14 protein-coding genes and 1 pseudogene are annotated in these 17,539 nt (G+C 41.5%); 4 read left to right on the forward strand and 11 right to left on the reverse strand.

Going from position 1 to position 17,539, the window contains the following annotated elements; genetic code table 11:
* Positions 1 to 66: 66 nt before the first annotated feature.
* The 5 genes from sohB to ACZ8ZH_RS10860 form a co-directional block, all read right to left on the reverse strand.
* Positions 67 to 1,050, reverse strand: a complete 984-nt coding sequence (gene sohB, locus ACZ8ZH_RS10840) for a protease SohB (protein ID WP_322887892.1) — start codon at positions 1,048 to 1,050, stop codon at positions 67 to 69.
* Between the two features lie 268 nt (positions 1,051 to 1,318).
* Entirely contained in the window at positions 1,319 to 2,233 is a 915-nt protein-coding gene (pstB, locus tag ACZ8ZH_RS10845; protein ID WP_110974736.1) for a phosphate ABC transporter ATP-binding protein PstB, read from the reverse strand.
* Positions 2,234 to 2,246: 13 nt separating this feature from the next.
* Positions 2,247 to 3,635 carry a phosphate ABC transporter permease PstA gene (pstA, locus tag ACZ8ZH_RS10850; protein ID WP_086209579.1) on the reverse strand — a complete coding sequence of 463 codons (1,389 nt, stop codon included), beginning with the start codon at positions 3,633 to 3,635 and terminating at the stop codon, positions 2,247 to 2,249.
* Positions 3,635 to 5,014 carry a phosphate ABC transporter permease subunit PstC gene (gene pstC / locus ACZ8ZH_RS10855; RefSeq protein WP_086209580.1) on the reverse strand — a complete coding sequence of 460 codons (1,380 nt, stop codon included), beginning with the start codon at positions 5,012 to 5,014 and terminating at the stop codon, positions 3,635 to 3,637. Before pstC ends, pstA begins: the two co-directional genes overlap by 1 nt.
* A 103-nt stretch (positions 5,015 to 5,117) precedes the next feature.
* Positions 5,118 to 6,143: a substrate-binding domain-containing protein gene (locus ACZ8ZH_RS10860; protein ID WP_086209581.1), complete on the reverse strand. Its 1,026-nt coding sequence runs from the start codon at positions 6,141 to 6,143 to the stop codon at positions 5,118 to 5,120.
* Between the two features lie 620 nt (positions 6,144 to 6,763).
* On the opposite strand from ACZ8ZH_RS10860, the gene ACZ8ZH_RS10865 reads away from it, so the two are divergent.
* The gene (locus ACZ8ZH_RS10865; RefSeq protein ID WP_470247728.1) at positions 6,764 to 7,816 is read left to right on the forward strand and encodes a Rieske 2Fe-2S domain-containing protein; all 1,053 of its coding nucleotides are present in this window, start codon (positions 6,764 to 6,766) and stop codon (positions 7,814 to 7,816) included.
* A 120-nt stretch (positions 7,817 to 7,936) separates the two neighbouring features.
* Here the strand turns inward: ACZ8ZH_RS10865 and ACZ8ZH_RS10870 are convergent, their stop codons facing one another.
* The 3 genes from ACZ8ZH_RS10870 to ACZ8ZH_RS10880 all read right to left on the reverse strand — a co-directional run bounded on the left by ACZ8ZH_RS10870 (position 7,937) and on the right by ACZ8ZH_RS10880 (position 11,456).
* Positions 7,937 to 8,410, reverse strand: coding sequence for a hypothetical protein (locus ACZ8ZH_RS10870; RefSeq protein WP_119063627.1), 474 nt, complete (start codon positions 8,408 to 8,410; stop codon positions 7,937 to 7,939).
* A 137-nt stretch (positions 8,411 to 8,547) separates the two neighbouring features.
* On the reverse strand, positions 8,548 to 10,080 hold the full coding sequence (locus ACZ8ZH_RS10875; protein WP_119063628.1) for a pyridoxal phosphate-dependent decarboxylase family protein: 1,533 nt from the start codon (positions 10,078 to 10,080) through the stop codon (positions 8,548 to 8,550).
* 2 nt (positions 10,081 to 10,082) lie between these two features.
* Positions 10,083 to 11,456, reverse strand: coding sequence for a diaminobutyrate--2-oxoglutarate transaminase (locus ACZ8ZH_RS10880; protein WP_086209584.1), 1,374 nt, complete (start codon positions 11,454 to 11,456; stop codon positions 10,083 to 10,085).
* Positions 11,457 to 11,929: 473 nt separating this feature from the next.
* Here ACZ8ZH_RS10880 and ACZ8ZH_RS10885 point away from each other — a divergent pair, with 473 nt between their 5' ends.
* Both ACZ8ZH_RS10885 and ACZ8ZH_RS10890 read left to right on the forward strand, forming a co-directional pair.
* Complete coding sequence (locus ACZ8ZH_RS10885) at positions 11,930 to 12,634, forward strand: SIMPL domain-containing protein (RefSeq protein ID WP_086209585.1); 705 nt, start codon at positions 11,930 to 11,932, stop codon at positions 12,632 to 12,634.
* 208 nt (positions 12,635 to 12,842) lie between these two features.
* Entirely contained in the window at positions 12,843 to 13,439 is a 597-nt protein-coding gene (locus ACZ8ZH_RS10890; protein ID WP_119063629.1) for a phosphatase PAP2 family protein, read from the forward strand.
* Between the two features lie 57 nt (positions 13,440 to 13,496).
* Here the strand turns inward: ACZ8ZH_RS10890 and proB are convergent, their stop codons facing one another.
* The 3 genes and pseudogenes from proB to ACZ8ZH_RS10905 all read right to left on the reverse strand — a co-directional run bounded on the left by proB (position 13,497) and on the right by ACZ8ZH_RS10905 (position 16,550).
* Entirely contained in the window at positions 13,497 to 14,630 is a 1,134-nt protein-coding gene (gene proB / locus ACZ8ZH_RS10895; RefSeq protein ID WP_005399671.1) for a glutamate 5-kinase, read from the reverse strand.
* A gap of 26 nt (positions 14,631 to 14,656) precedes the next feature.
* A pseudogene (cgtA, locus tag ACZ8ZH_RS10900) lies at positions 14,657 to 15,870 on the reverse strand (Obg family GTPase CgtA).
* A 296-nt stretch (positions 15,871 to 16,166) separates the two neighbouring features.
* Complete coding sequence (locus ACZ8ZH_RS10905) at positions 16,167 to 16,550, reverse strand: winged helix-turn-helix transcriptional regulator (protein ID WP_086210870.1); 384 nt, start codon at positions 16,548 to 16,550, stop codon at positions 16,167 to 16,169.
* A gap of 112 nt (positions 16,551 to 16,662) precedes the next feature.
* On the opposite strand from ACZ8ZH_RS10905, the gene ACZ8ZH_RS10910 reads away from it, so the two are divergent.
* On the forward strand, positions 16,663 to 17,514 hold the full coding sequence (locus ACZ8ZH_RS10910) for an SDR family oxidoreductase (RefSeq protein WP_119063630.1): 852 nt from the start codon (positions 16,663 to 16,665) through the stop codon (positions 17,512 to 17,514).
* The last annotated feature ends 25 nt before the right edge of the window (positions 17,515 to 17,539 follow it).

Consider the following 17,539-nt stretch of genomic DNA (forward strand, 5'->3'; position numbering starts at 1 on the left):
TGGTTCTAAAATTGCTTTAGGCACATTTTGGAACCAGACTTTTAAGATGAATTGGCTAACTAAAAATTAAAGTTTTGGATCACGTATTTGAACCAAATTTGCATTGGTTTTAGTTAAGGTTTCCATCACTTTATTCATGACAGCTGGTACTAAGGCATCTGCCATTTGCGCGGCCTGTAAACCTAATTTTTCACCCAAAGTTGGTTTCTTACGTGTTGAGATGATATACGTATCATGATCTGCCAATAAACTTAATAGATAAGCATCTGAAGTTTGTAACTGATCGACCAAATTCAAATCTAAGGCATCTTGACCATACCAATGCTCACCTGTTGCTACTTTTTCAACATTGAGTTGTGGACGGTATTTTTCAACAAAGTGTTTAAACAGCACATGCGTCTGTTGGAGCTCTTCTTCAAACTTCGCCTTACCTTCTGTTGTATTTTCACCAAACATCGTCACAGTACGTTTATATTGACCAGCGGTATACAGTTCAAAATCAATATTGTGCTCTTTCAATAAACGATTAAAGTTAGGCACTTGCGCGACTACACCAATTGAACCAACAACCGCAAAAGGGGCAGCAATAATCTGATTGGCGATACATGCCATCATATAACCGCCACTTGCTGCAACTTTATCGACACAGATAGTGAGGTTGAAACCCGCATCACGTAAACGCACCAATTGAGCAGCAGCCAAACCATATCCATGCACCATACCGCCTGGGCTCTCTAAGCGCACCACAACACGATCACGCCCTGCTTTGGCTGTCGCTAGAATCAAGGTAATTTCTTCTCGTAATGTCTCTACCGCAGATGCAGCGGTATCCCCCTTAAAGTCCAAAATATAAATTTTCTGATTAGCTTTCTTACGGTGACGAGCCTCTTTTGCTAACTGTTGCGTCAATTGTAATAGTTCAAGCTTAGATGCTGTTGTTTGCGCAATTTTTTTACGTTGTTCATTAATACGCGCGTTTAAATGTGTAATTCGAATTTCAGCGGGAAGTTTCGGTAAATGAAATAACATAGAAATTATATTCTCTAAAATAATACATCGGTATATGACCTAGATTAGGTCAATGGCATTTTTTTTCAATAGCCATTTTTTGTTTTATTCTGTAATGCATTATCTTTCACATTTAATCATTTATAAGATGAGTCAATCTCGTAGACAGCACACCTGCTCACCTATTGTCTACTATGACTCTAATACACAATTCCCATTATCATAGCTTTTTAATCAGCAAACTAAATGCTCGTTCAAAAAAAACAGAGCACTTAGGCTCTGTTTTTTTAAATATTTCAAATTATTCAAATTAACCAAAACGACCGGTAATATAAGCTTCGGTTAGCTGATGATCTGGCTGAGTAAAGACTTTCTCCGTTGAGTTTACTTCAATCAAGTCACCTAAATGGAAGTAAGCGGTACGGTCTGATACACGTGCCGCCTGCTGCATTGAGTGCGTCACAATAGCAATCGTATACTGCGTTGAAAGCTCAGAAATTAGCTCTTCTACTTTCGCTGTTGCAATCGGGTCAAGCGCTGAACATGGCTCATCCATCAAAATCACTTCAGGACTCACTGCAATCGTACGCGCAATACATAAACGTTGCTGCTGACCACCAGATAAGCCTGTGCCCGGTTGGTTTAAACGGTCTTTAACTTCATCCCAAAGACCTGCTTTACGCAAGCTGTTTTCTACAATTTCTTCTAAGTCATACTTATCACGTGCTAAACCGTGTAGTTTAGGACCATAAGCCACGTTGTCAAAAATGGACTTTGGGAATGGGTTTGGTTTTTGGAATACCATACCGACTTGAGCGCGAAGCAATACCACATCGAGGTTTGGGTCATAGATATCTTGATTATCCAACATCACTTTGCCCGTCACACGACAGCTATCAATCGTATCATTCATACGGTTCAACGTACGTAAGAAGGTCGATTTACCGCAGCCCGATGGCCCAATAAATGCAATCACTTCATTTTCGTAGATATTCAGATCAATCCCTTTAATCGCCTCAGCTTCACCATAGTAAACATGTACATCTGACGTGCTGAGTTTGATTTGGCCCTGTGCTTGATCTTTCTTAGCAGAAGCAGGTGTTTCGAACTGCGACACAAATGAAGTACCCTGCTGACCATTTGTCGGATTTGGGTTTGTAAATTGAGTGTGTTCTTGATTCACTGTCTGATCCTGATCTAAGGAGTTTTTAACAACGGTATTCATATTTTGCCCTCACTTACCAGCGGACTTCAAATTTCTTACGTAACCAAATTGCAATACTGTTGAGTCCAATCATCATTGCAAGGAGGACAATAATTGCTGCGGCAGTACGACCTTCAAAGAAGTTTCGTAATTCATTCCCCTGCCATAAGAAGATCTGTACAGGTAAAGCACTCGATTGGTCAAACGGTGTTGCAGGTACACTTGCAACGAATGCGCTCATCCCAATTAACAATAATGGTGCAGTCTCACCTAATGCTTGTGCAACACCAATGATTGCCCCCGTTAAAATCCCCGGTAGTGCAAGTGGTAAAACGTGATGGAATACGGTTTGTACACGTGAAGCACCTAGCCCTAAAGCTGCCTGACGAATTGAAGGTGGTACAGCTTTCAACGATGCCCGTGTCGTAATAATCACCGTTGGTAAAGTCATTAGGCTCAGTACCAAACCACCGACCAAGGGTGCAGAAAGCGGTAAATGCATCCAGCCAATAAAGATCGCAGCACCCAGCAAACCAAAGACAATAGATGGTACAGCCGCAAGGTTGTTAATGTTGACTTCAATGACATCAGTAATCCAGTTCTTTGGCGCAAATTCTTCAAGATAAATCGCTGATGCCACACCAATTGGAATCGAAATAATGATCACGATTAACATCATGAACAATGATCCCATGAATGCCCCTGCTAAACCTGAAGTTGCAGGAGAACTACGTGAATCTGGACTAACAAAGATGTTGGTATTAAAGGTATTTTCCATCACACCTGAAGCTTTCATTTGGTCTGCAATTTGACGTACTTCTGGGCTCAGCTGTTGTTGCTCATCTGGTAAAGCACGGTCAATGTTCCCTGCGAGCCACACATCTACATTGGCATCAGCAAGGATTTTAATATCCTCTTTTTTACCAATGAGTGTTGGATCCTTCATCACCATATCTCGTAAGCGATATGCTTCCGAACTGGTATAGATAGATGCTAAATCATCACGCTTGCTTGCAAGTGCTGGATCTTTTGCAATCATCGCATTCACAATGAGCGCATCCCAATCCACCATCCCCACTTCAGTCTGCCAAGCAATAAAACGCTCTTCAAACTGTGCTGGAGATTCACCTGCACGCTGCACTGGTTTTGCCCCAGTGGTAATAATAGCCGGATCAAAGTACACAGGTAGGTTCATACTACTTTGCCAAAAAGCAGGTAGACCTTTAGACAAAATACTACCAAAAAGAAGTGCAACAAAAAGTAGGCCTGCAATAACTGCAGAGAAGCCTAAGATGCGAAATGTCTTTTCTTTACGGTGACGTTTAGCCAAAGAATTACTGATCGTTTGCTTACGCTTTTCTCGTAATTCTGCCGCAAGTTGTGGATCAAAAACTTGATCTGCTGTGCTATTAGAAGTCGTCATTAGTCGTATTGCTCACGATATTTACGCACGATGTACAGTGCTACAATGTTCAAACCAAGGGTAATCACGAATAAAGTCAGACCCAATGCAAAAGCCACCAATGCTTGCGGACTTGCAAAGTCTGTATCGCCTGTTAATTGGTTTACGATGGTAATCGTTACCGTTGAAATCGCTTCAAGTGGGTTCGCATGAAGTAAGGGACTGTTTCCTGCTGCTAACACCACAATCATGGTCTCACCAATTGCACGTGATGCAGCAAGCAAGAACGCACCAATAATACCGGGAAGTGCTGCAGGTAAAACGACCTGACGGATCGTCTCAGACTTTGTCGCACCTAAACCCAATGAGCCATCACGCAATGCACGTGGCACCTGTGTGATAATGTCATCTGAAAGTGATGAAACAAAAGGAATGATCATGATTCCCATCACGAAGCCTGCAGTAAGTGCACTGGTCGCATTGATCTGCAATCCAACCGATTCACCGACCATTTTAAAGAATGGACCAATAATCATCAGTGCAAAAACACCATAAACAATGGTTGGAATCCCTGCGAGAACTTCAATGGTTGGTTTTGCCCAAGCACGGAAACTTGGCGATGCATATTCGGCCAAGTAGATAGCAATCATCAGACCTACAGGAACTGCAACCAGAAGAGCAACACCACTCACCATGAGCGTGCCCCAAAGTAATGGCAGCAAACCATAGCTTCCTTCTGCATTACCAGATGTACTAAAACCTGGATTCCATTCTGTGCCGAAGAAAAAGTCAAGTGGACTCACAAAGTGGAAGAATCGCATTGCTTCACTAAACATCGACATGACAATACCGATGGTCGTTAGGATCGCAACACCCGAACACAGTGCAAGTGCAATATTGATGGTCTTTTCAACTTGGTTACGTGCACGGAATTGGGTTCCAATACGTTTCTTTGCAACCACTAGACCGGCTAATGCAGCACAAATCACCACGGCGATTTTTGCAAATGTACCAATACTTTGAAACTTAGCCAGTTGCTCAGCAGCAGCAAGTTCATACGCTGCTGGTGTATCGGTTACACCGAAACCTGATGCAATCGCTTCTACACGATTGATCAACACATCTGTACTTGCTGCATCTAAGGTTGCAGCAACTTGTGCTGGCACATGGTTTAACACCACATGATTCAAAATGTTTGGTTCAACAATATTCCAAACAATCAAAATTAAAAAAGCAGGGATACCACACCACAAAGCCACCAACGCACCGTAATAACCCGGACGCGAGTGTAATTTTGCAGAATTATTTCCCTTACCTGCTAAGTTACGGCTCTTGCTTAAGCCAATTTGGTAGGCTATGGCAATCAGTGCCAATAACACACCTATTAGTAGCAGATTCATGTATTCTCCACGGTTCTTTCAATTTTCATTATTTGAAAAAACTTGATCCTAGTAAAAAAAGCCAAAGGTAGGACTTGCCTACCGTTGACTGTTTCTATGCTAATTACTTAACGGCTTTGCCTGCTTTAAAGTTCGCAAGCACTGCTGCACGTTCTTTGTCTGACATTGGGATCAAACCAGCACGCTCAAGCTTTGAACCTTTTCCTGAAACTTTTTTGCTGATGAAGTATTCAGTATATTCTTTCAAGCCTTTGATTGATTTTAAGTGCTCACCTTTCACGTAGAAGAAGAGTGGGCGAGAAACTGGGTATGAACCGTTCAAGATTGTTTTTTCAGATGGCGCAACATTATTTACTGTCGCTACACGTAACTTGTCGCGGTTTTGGTCATAGAAACCAAGACCAAACACACCTACAGCATTTGGAGATGTTTTTAAACGTGCAAGCGTTTCAGTGTAGTCGCCCGCAATTTCGATCACTTTGCCATCTTTACGGAAAGTTGAACACGCTTTCTTTTGTGCATCTTTATCCATTGCTTTGATTGCTGCGTAAGTTTCGCAACCTGCATCAACCATTTTTTCTTGGAATACTTCACGTGTACCGTGGTTTGAAGCAGGAATCACTAAAGTGATGGCTTCATTTGGAAGGCTTTTGTCAATTTGATTCCAACGTGTATATGGGTTTGCTACCATTTTACCGTTAGATGGCAATTGAGCTGCTAAAGCTGCATATACGTGCTGTGGACGTAATTTATAAGCTGCTTTGTTTGCATTCGATGCAAATACAATACCGTCGTAACCAACTTTGATTTCTAGAATTTGGTTTACGCCTGCTTTCTTACAAGCAGCCAACTCTGTATCTTTAATTTTACGAGATGCGTTTGCAATATCAATTGTATTATCACCCACACCGTTACAGAATTGCTTTAAACCACCTGAAGTACCACCTGAACCTACAACTGGTGCTTTAAATTGTGGGAAAGTATTACCAAACTCTTCAGCAACAATACTTGCATATGGTAAAACTGTTGAAGAACCAGCAATTTGTATTGTGTCACGAGCTGCATTTGCCGTGGTTGCTACAGCTGCCCCAGAAACAACTACTGCAAGTGCGATATGGTTTAAGCGCATATTTGTTATCTCACATATTAAACATTTTGGAGTACGCCACTTTTTTATTCAGTCTTGTACTTTTTGGATAACTGCATTTTGATTTCAGAATATGACAAGCAAGTTACAGCATTGTGACACTTTCATGATGTTTAGTTTTATTTGTCCATGATTCGTTACACTTTGTTCACCTTTTACTTGCTCTAAACGGCTTGGGAAATACGGATTATTAATGATATTATGCGTCGAAACATTGCCACAACTATCCATAAAAATATTTAAAATCAATAATTAATAAAAATACAGCACATTTTTTATTTTCTATATTTTAGACTTTACTCCTATTGCTAGAATGATAAACCTACAGCAATTCACCCTCATAGAGCACAGAAATTAACCGCAGATAAATGACAAAAATTTTAGCCATATTGAAAAAATAGACCATCATTTATGTTCTTTTCTCCCTCACATATCTTATTTATGACGGACAAAATGACAGCGCTACCATTAACAGTTACATCATTTTTTATTTCTTCACCACAGGTCTTTCTATTTTTTAGAAAAACTTGTCCGAATAATTGAAATTTCAGAGAACAGTTCTTTGTCCTATATTTTGTAAAAGACAGCGCAAAGAAATGAATATGAATAGCAAAACAATCCGTACTTTTGACCCAGATCTTCCTATTCACCTGACATTTGAGGAACAGGACTGGCACATTTTGGCTGAATACTGGTATCCCATTGCTTTAGTGAGGGACTTAACGGAACAACCAACTTCAACTCTGCTTTTAGACATGCCATTGGTCATGTATAAAATGGGAGATGAAATCATTGTGGCAAAGGATGCCTGTCCCCATCGTGGCGTCCCTTTGAGTTTGGGCAAGAATGACGGACAAGGTGTCGTCTGCCGCTATCATGGCTTACGCTTTGGACATGAGGGCAAATGCAATCGCATCCCCGCCCATCCCGAACACAAGATATCTGAGCGCTTTAACCTCAAAACCTATGCGCATGTAGAGCGTTATGGCTTACTGTGGTGCTCTCTCAAAGCAGAAATAGGTAGCATACCCCATATTCCTGACATGCCCCATTGGGATGAAATGGAGTTTCAACAACTGGTATGTCCACCTGTAGACATCCAATGCTTCGCAGGTCGTCAACTGGAAGGCTTTATTGATGTAGCGCATTTTGCATGGGTACATCCCGATACGTTTGGTGACCCAGACGATACTGAAGTGCCTGATTATAAAACCACTGAAACTGCGAATGGTTTTAGTGCCGACTATATAAGCAGTGTAGGACGCTACCCAATTGGAGAAGTGCAACGTGGCGAAGCAGGCTTCCAGTGGCTCAGGCATTTTGAGGTTCATCTCCCCTTTACAGCCACTTTAACCATTCATTTTCCACACGGGACACGACAAGTGATCATGAACGCGGCTTCACCCATGTCCGCACGCCAAACACGCCTTTTCGCACCTATTTGCCGTGATTATGACAAAGACCTACCTGTGGAAGATGCTTATGCTTTTAACTTAAAAATCTTTGAAGAGGACCGCCTAATTGTAGAAAACCAAAAACCTGAATACTTGCCATTAGACCTGAGTATTGAAGCCCATTTCCCTGCGGATCGCAGTTCCAGCATGTATCGAAAATTACTCAGAAAAAAAGGATTTAGCCCATTATTTGCAGCTTAAAAGTGATCAATACATGCCTCAATCTTAGACTGAGTTAACTTAGCTGACTTGCTGTATACATGCTATTAGGTAGCATTGGGGGATAGGACATTCCTCCAATGCTGCCTACATAGGATGTTGCTACTTTTGATCGCTAAAAGTGCAAACACGACTTTTACAATCTAATTCCTCTTCCCAAAAACGCATAACTTCAGAAATAGCTTCATGTAGAAATCGACACCCGACATATTCGCCATTTATTTCAATTTCTTGTTCAAACTGGATAAAAACAAAATTCGACTCTGCAAACATGCCATCAAATCCATCAACAAATAGGCCCTCAATTTGCTCTGTAGAATGAATACTTTTTGGAATATTTGTATCGCTTTTAGATTCTCTCAGTATTCCATGCTTAGTTGCATTACAAACATCGCGGATCAATGCTACTTCTGAACAAATACTATAAATTTCTTCTTTCAACAATTTTTCTGTAATAGACCATTCCGTATTTTTATTTAAATAAATTGCCCAATAATCTCGCATATGATCTAAAACAATAGCAGCAATTCTACCTTTTCGCAGATCATGCTTATATTCAAAGAAATCTTGCACCATTGGTTACACAATATTTAGCCAATAGTCGAATATATATTCATTTTTATTCATATCTTTTCTTAAAATAGTATTTTCAAAGAAATTATGCCGTAAAAAAGGGAGCTCATGAGAGCTCCCTTTTTTACACAAACAATCGTTTAAGAAATTGCAGGTATATAGGTTCCATCTGCGATTGGACCTTTGATACGATCCGCTTCTGCAAGCACAAGGCCAAGCAGGTTCTTCACGTTATCTAAAGTCGCAACTGGGCTTAAAGTCGTCATTTTCAATGATTGATTTTGACCTACTTTAGTAACGCCAATATTCGCTTCACCACGTGCAAACAATTCATCTGCAACGTTTTGGTTTAAGGTATCAAGCAATTCTACTGGGTAGTCTGCTGGAACCACACGGAACAAGACAGATGCAAATTGTGGATCAACCAACATCTCTAAACCCGCAGTTGCATTGATATAATCAGCAACGTCACGGGTCAGTGTTACACCGTGGTCAATCATAGAACCATAAAGCTCTTCACCTAGTGCTTCAACAGTCATCCAAAGTTTCAACGCATCAAAACGACGGGTTGTTTGAAGTGACTTAGACACCAAGTTTGGCACGCCATGCTCTTCGTCATAAGCAGAGTTTAAATACTCAGCTTCGTAGTGCATGAAACGATAGTTCGCTTCATCTTTTAACAAGAACGCACCACAAGAGATGGTTTGGAAGTAATGCTTATGGAAATCCAGCGTAATGGAGTCTGAAAGCTCGATCCCATCCAACATATCACGGTGATTGTTCGATAAGATTAAAGCACCACCCCATGCTGCGTCGATATGCATCCACGCACCATATTTGTTGGTGATTTCACGAATTTTCTTGAGTGGATCAATCGCACCTGCATCGGTTGTACCCGCAGTTGCAACCACACATGCCACGATTTTACCTTCAGCTTGAAGGTGCGCCATGGTTTTTTCAAGTGCATCCACATCCATCTGCGCGTTTTCGTTCACAGGAACGGTCACAACAGATTGGAAACCCATGCCCATCATCGCCATGTTCTTTTGCACAGAAAAGTGTGCATTTTCAGAACAAATAACTTTGACGTTACGCATCGCATCGCCTGGCACACCATCACGCTGTACAGACCACGGATTACCGTTTTCGTCTTTCCAGTTTTTCGCGATACATGCATCACGTGCAAGCAGTACACCCATCAAGTTTGACTGTGTACCACCAGAAGTGAATACGCCTGCTTGACCTTCGCCATAACCTACTTTTTGACGAAGCCAATCAATCAACTGTACTTCCATCAAAGAACCAGCAGGGCTTTGATCCCATGAGTCCATTGATTGGTTTGTTGCATTAATCAGCACTTCAGCAATTTGACTGGTGACCATGGTCGGACAATGCAAATGTGCAAGCGAGTGTGGGTGATGGACTTTTAAGCTTTTATTTAAGAAAAGCTCAACCATACGTTCAAGTGACTTTTGTACACCCAAACCCTCTTTAGAAGGATTAAATGCAATCGCACTGCGGAGCTCTTTGATGCTACCGCCTGTGTACATCTTGTCGTTTTGCAACCATGCTGCAACTGCTTTAGTCGCTTGATCCATCGCTGACGAGTAGTCAGCAATAGATGCAGCATCATTGCAGAGTAACGCCTTACGGTGTTCTGCAAAATCAACCATGATTACGCGCCTCGAGTTGCAACAAGTGCTTCAGCAATTGCTTTCTTAAAGCGAACAATTACTTCTTCACATTCAGCTTGAGTGATAATAAGTGGGCAAAGTAAACGAATCACTGTACCGTTACGACCGCCTTTTTCTAACAATAACTTGTTGTTAAAGCATGCCGCTTGAATTGCTGCTGCCAATTGACCATCTGCAGGTAAAGACCCCATATGATCCGCTGGTTTACGCTCATCAACAATTTCAACACCAATCATCAAACCACGGCCACGCACGTTACCGATACATGGGAACTCTTGAGCCAGCTTTTTAAATTCAGCTTGTAAGAAATCACCACGTTCTTGTGCATTCTGCGCAAGGTTTTGTTCTTTGATGGTTTTGATGGTTGCAAGACCAGTACCCATCGCCAATTGGTTACCACGGAAAGTACCCGTGTGACCTGCTGGTTGCCATGCGTCGAACTTACGCTTAATGCCCAGTACAGCAAGCGGTAAGCTACCACCTACAGCTTTAGACATGACAACAACGTCAGGTTCAATACCTGCGTGTTCAAATGCGAACATCTTGCCTGAACGTGCAAAGCCTGCTTGAACTTCGTCAAGAATCAACACGATATTGTGTTTTTCAGTCACTTCGCGGATTTTTTTCAACCATTTAGTTGGCGCTGTTACCACACCACCTTCACCTTGAATTGCTTCAAGAATCACAGCAGCTGGCTTAGTTACACCACTTTCAACGTCTTCGATGAAATTTTCAAAGAAATACGTTAAAGCATCCACACCCGCTTCACCACCTAAACCAAGTGGGCAACGGTATTCATGCGGATACGGCATAAATTGAACGCCTGGCATCAAACCATTTACAGCATTTTTAGCAGACAAATTACCTGTCATAGCAAGCGAACCATGTGTCATACCATGGTAGCCACCAGAGAAGCTAATCACTGTACTACGACCCGTATAAGTCTTTGCTAATTTAATTGCTGCTTCCGTGCCATCTGCACCAGATGGACCACAGAACTGTAAACAATACTCTTCTTTACCACCAGGTAATTGCTCAAGTAATGCTTCAGTAAACGCATCTTTTAAAGGTGTCGTTAAATCCAAAGTATGTAATGGTAGACCGCTTGCAAGCGTATCTTGGATACTTTGAATTACCGCAGGATGATTATGGCCCAAAGCCAATGTTCCTGCCCCAGCTAAACAATCGAGGTACTCTGTACCTTCAACATCAGTAACCCAGCAGCCTAATGCTTTGGCTATCGCTAACGGTAATTTCCGTGGATAGCTACGAACATTGGATTCCATCTGACTTTGGCGAGTCAAATAGTATTCGTTAGTAGAATTAGTGGCAGGGTTTACAGAAGAAACGCTCATATCGAATTACCATCTCTGATATGGGTTGAAAGAAATAAGTCGGGTGACTTTTGGTCCTTTGACTCGGCGCTTTATAAAATCTAGTTAGATAGTGTTCAGATACTTCATAACTAGGAGGCGGATGATACAGAAATTTTCAATAAAATAAACAGCTTTTGGATATTATCTGTCATAAATTTACTAAAAAAATAGATCGTCCTAAACCATAGCTTAAATTATCATCTTACAGTGTGACAACGTAAAGAAAACCCGATGATTTTATTTATTTTTCAACTTTGCCAAAAAATATAATAAAGTTCAGCTTAGATGAAAATTAAGCGATTGAAAAAATTAAATATATCTAGACTTTATTGAAAAATAATATGTACTCATTTTTACAATCGAACCACAATATTTTCGCAAATTCACCACAAATTGGCTTTAAGCTTTTTATAAATGTTGCAAAACTCCTCGTAAATAAAAAAGGAATAAAAATGCGTCAATTCTTCATCCCAGCCATCGCACTTAGCACTTTATTTAGCTCCGCAGTTTTTGCACAGTCAGATAACCAATTAAACTACAATATTGTCAACGTTCAAGCCGAAGCAACACGCCAAGTTTCCAATGATCTCATGAATGCAACGTTGTACATTGAACGCAGCAATAAGCAACCTGCTGAACTGGCTACTCAAATTACACAGTTGATGAATCAAGCCACTGCTTTAGCACGCAAATACCCAAGTGTAAAAGTCGAAACGGGCTCTCAAAGCACTTACCCAATTTATAATGATGACAACCAAAAGCTAAAAGAATGGCGTGGTCGTGCAGAAATTAATTTAGAAAGCACAGACTTTAAGGCAGCAAGTCAGTTGATTGGTGAGTTACAACAGAACTTCCAAACCCAATCTATTGGTTTTAGTGTATCTGATGCACAACGTAAAAAAGTCGAAAATGAGCTGATTATTGAAGCATCGAAAAACTTCCAACAACGTGCGCAATCTTTAGCACAAGCATGGAACAAATCAGGCTATAACTTGGTGAACTTGAACATTAACACCAGTAACTATTACCCTCGTCCAGTGATGATGCGTGCTGAAAGTGCAAAATTTGCAATGGCTGATGCAGCACCAATGCAAGATGTGGCAGGTGGTGAGTCTAAAATCACCGTAAATACAAATGGTACTGTTCAATTTAAATAAAGAAATAGCGCTCATTCAATGTGAAAAGCGACATTAAACTTAGCTTTTAAATTCAGTGCGCAACGTGATTTTACTTTTAAAGCTGACAGCCAATTCACTCAAATCCATGCAGCAGATAAAAAAGACTACATTTTTGTGGTCTTTTTTATTTTAACAATATGACAAAATTGTGACACATTTTCGCACTTTATAAATATCACCCTACTTCATGACCCTTTCTGAACTTAATTTATCGCTTTTTTCATGGATTAATGCATCTCCCGAAGCTAGCAATACCAGTATTCATTTTACTATTTTCATTGCCAATGACCTGCTCTATTGTATGATTTTACTATTTGCTTGGTTTTGGCTACGTGGTAACTATGACACTAAAAAGCAGATATTGAAGGCATTTATCTTTACCAGTATCGCCATTTTGATCAGCCAATGTATTTCGCATGTGTATTATCACCCACGGCCTTTTGTCATGGATGTTGGACGCACTCTCATTTACCATGCACCTAATGGTTCATTCCCGAGTGACCATATGCTGATTTTTAGCAGTATTGCCTTTTCTTATCTGTTCTCGGCACAGCGCAAACTGGGAGTTTTTCTCTTGATCGTGGCTTGGCTGGTTGCATGGTCACGTGTCTATCTCGGTGTACACTTCCCTTTAGATATGCTCGGCGCTTTTCTATTGGCTTTTGCCTTAAACTTCTTTGGTTTAAAGCTTTGGCATCTCTATAAAGAGAAAATCATGCAATGGGCACTCACCATTCACTTTTACTTATTTAAGCCACTGATTCAAAAAGGCTATATCAAATAACTTTCTCTTTAAAACAAAAAATCCCGCTCGAGAGCAGGATTTTTTCATGCGTTTAAATCAGTAGATTGCCATGTGGTTACGATGAATCATCTCAAGTGACCGTGCTTCACCTAGAACTTGATGAACTTTATCTGACGCCAAGCCCTTGACCAACTCCGCAGAACGCGAACTAAAGTTGACACGTCCGACCGCAACGCGACCACCTTGAATATCAACACATTCAACCACGTCACCGCGCTCAAAATGCCCTTCCACAGCTTTCACGCCAACTGGAAGTAAACTACGATGATTATCTTTAATGGCCTTAACCGCACCATCATCCAACACCAAACGACCTGCTGTTTGTAAGTGAGCCGCTAACCATTGTTGATGAGCAGTAATGCGGTCATTGTCAGTAATAAACAATGTCCCAAGCATTTCACCATCCATCAAACGTGCAAGCACATTATCACTTTCACCACTAGCAATCAGCGTTGGACAGCCAGACTTTGCAGCCAAGCGTGCAGCACGGACTTTGGTCAACATGCCGCCACGACCAAACTTACCGCCACCGCCAGCCATATCAAACAAGCTTTCATCTAAAGCACGCACGGTATGGAACAGTTTCGCATCTGGGTTTGAACGTGGGTCTGAGTCAAACATACCCTGCTGATCAGTCAAAATAATTAACAAATCAGCATGGACTTGACCTGCAACCATCGCGGCCAGCGTGTCATTGTCACCAAAGCGAATTTCATCGGTCGAAACCGTGTCATTTTCATTGATCACAGGGATCACATGCCATTCAATCAAGTTCTGTAAAGCGTCACATGAGTTCAAATAACGACGACGGTCTGCCAAGTCATCATGGGTCAACAACACTTGTGCAGTCTGAATGTGATGTTTTTCAAGCACACTCGACCATGTATGAATCAGGCCCATCTGACCAATGGCAGCACACGCCTGAAGACTGGGTAGATCGGTGGGTCGGCTGTCTAGCTTCATACGAACCATACCTTCAGCCACAGCTCCTGATGACACCAGAATAATCTCATGTCCTGCATTGTGTAGATCTGCAATTTGTTTCGCCCAATGCGAAATTGCATCTATATCTAAACCTTGCCCATTTGCTGTGAGTAAAGATGATCCGATTTTAACAACGATTCGTTTACAAGCTTCGAGCTTACGTTGCCCATCTACCACTTCTATCATCTTGTCCTCAGTTACTCATTACGAGCTTAACGTACGTAGTACACTTCCATTTCGCCATCATCTTCATCATCGTCTTCATCATCACCCAACAATCCTGCAAGACGTTGTTGGCGACGCATTTCACGATACGCTTCTTTAGCGGCAATCGTTTGTTCGCGTGTTTCAGCTTCAAGCTGCTCACGGAATGCTTTCACTTCTGCTGCATAGTCTGGATCTTCAAGCTCACGTTCACGTTGTTGCTCAATTTGATCCATCAGGTAATACACAACTGGTTTTGTCCCTTCAGACATCAAACCTGAAGTTTTAAATACAGGGCCATCCCACTGCATTTCATCTAAGATATGCTGACACCATTCATCACGCGTATCATCTGCCAGTTGGTCAACTTTGTTTAACACTAAAACGATCGGTAACTTTGAAAGTGTCGGAGAGAATTTCTCTAACTCCGCCAAGATCGCTTTTGCATTGTATGCTGGATCAGAACCATCAATCGGCTGAACATCGACAATGTGAAGCAGAATACGCGCATGCGCGCCAAGTGCTTTAAGAAACGAATACCCAGACCCGCACCTTCTGACGCCCCTTCGATCAAGCCAGGAATATCTGCCATTACAAATGAACGGTGACTGTCCGCATCGACTACACCAAGGTTTGGAACCATTGTAGTAAACGGATAATCTGCAACCTTAGGTTTTGCTGCTGATACGGCACGAATAAAAGTCGATTTACCTGCATTTGGCATACCCAGTAAGCCGACATCTGCCAGTACTTTTAGTTCTAAGCGAATTTCACGGAATTCGCCTTTAAAACCATGGGTACACTTACGCGGCGAACGGTTCGTCGATGATTTAAAATGAGTATTACCCAAACCACCATCACCACCCGCTGCAACAAGCACACGCTGACCACTTTCAACCAAGTCGCCAATAATGTCACCCGAATCAGTGTCAACAATCGTTGTACCTACAGGAACCTTTAGTACAGTGTCTTCACCGCCACGGCCAGCGCAGTTTGCACCACGACCATTTTTAGCTCGCTCCGCACGAAAGCGGCGCGTATAACGAAAGTCTACAAGGGTACTGGTATTATCATCAGCTTCGATAAATACGCTACCACCACGACCACCGTCACCACCATCTGGCCCGCCAAAGGGTACGAATTTTTCACGGCGAAAACTGGCTACGCCATTGCCACCGTCGCCAGCCTCTACGGTAATGACTGCTTCATCAACAAAGCGCATGCTGCCAATCCTCTAAATACTTTAAAACCGCATATTCTGCCATATTTTACAAAATTTCTCGAATAGAATTATTGAGCGAAACATGAAATTTAGTGACAAATCACTTAAAAACGTGCATTTAGCTCTTTTTCTCTTGATTTTCTTCAGTTTTGTCCCTGAAAACAATCAACCTAATCCCATGCTCAACTTACATAAATTAAGCAGCATATACTCTGTTACAAGCAAATCTATGGCTTTTTGTGAAACCTATAACTCACTTAATTCAAACCATTTATTCTGCTTATTTTGTTGTTAAGTTATTTTTTTAAAGCTGAGACTCGCTCTTTATTTTCCAAGATCTCAGGCAAACTTTTTTCAATCCATCCAATTAGATACATGGTTTTTTCGGCCGCTTGGGAGCCCAGTATCGTCAATTGATACTCAACTTTAGGTGGAACTACAGGATAAACCGTCCGTAAAATAAAACCATCTTGCTCAAGTGTTTTAAGGGTTTGGGAAAGCATTTTCTCACTCACCCCTTCTATACGCTGTCTCAATTCACTAAAACGGTGTACACCATCACTCAAACAACGCAACACCAGTACTGACCATTTGCTCGTAAGATGTTCCAATATGTCACGAGATGGGCACTCAGTGGATAAAACTTGACCTAATAGTTTGCTTGTTGCATAGGTGTGCATCATTTCTCTCCATTTGGTTTATTACTTACTTTTTGGTACGTACTTTCATTTAGTAAGTTATCAGATTAAGATAAAACCATCAAGTACAGAAAACAACCAATATAGGTGACTTATGAAAATTGCAATCACAGGTGCAACAGGCCAATTGGGTTCTATTGTGATAGAAAAACTTTTACTAGAAACTGAGGTCAACAACATTGTTGCGCTTGTGCGAAACCCAGCTAAAGCGACACATCTCACAGCACAAAATATTGAAGTACGTGAGTTTGACTATGACCGACCTAAAACTTTAGTCCCTGCTCTATCAGGTATAGATAAATTATTACTCATTTCTGCAAATGAAGTCGGTCGCCGTACACCTCAGCACAAGGCAGTGATTGATGCTGCAAAAGTGGCCGGTGTTCCTTATCTTGCTTATACTAGCTTACTACGTGCAGATACATCGCCACTCGGCTTAGCCCAAGAACACCGTGAAACTGAAAAACTGATTCAAGATAGTGGACTACGCTACACCTTCTTAAGAAATAACTGGTATAGCGAAAACTACCTTGCAGGTGTTGCTCACACCATTGAAATTGGGACGCTTTTTGGAGCAGCTCAAGATGGTCGCATTAGCTCGGCATCACGCATAGATTATGCTGAAGCTGCAGCGAAAGTCTTAACGTCAACTGGCCATGATAATCAAACCTATGAACTAGCAGGTTCACAAAGCTTTAGCCTCTCAGAGCTTGCAACATTGATTGGTCAAGCAGCGAGTAAAACCATTAATTATCAAAACCTAAGTGCGGAAGAATACACTCAAGGCCTAACTCAGGTGGGCTTACCTGCTGGCTTAGTTGAGGTCATCGTTGATGCAGACATTCAAACTATACAAGGTGCAATGTATAGTGACAGTCAAGACCTAGAACAATTGATTGGACGTAAAACTACGAACATTCAAGATGCGATCAAAGCTGCACTTTAAGCCACCCTTTTGATTTTCACATGAA

Source organism: Acinetobacter sp. SW-226 (assembly GCF_055632855.1).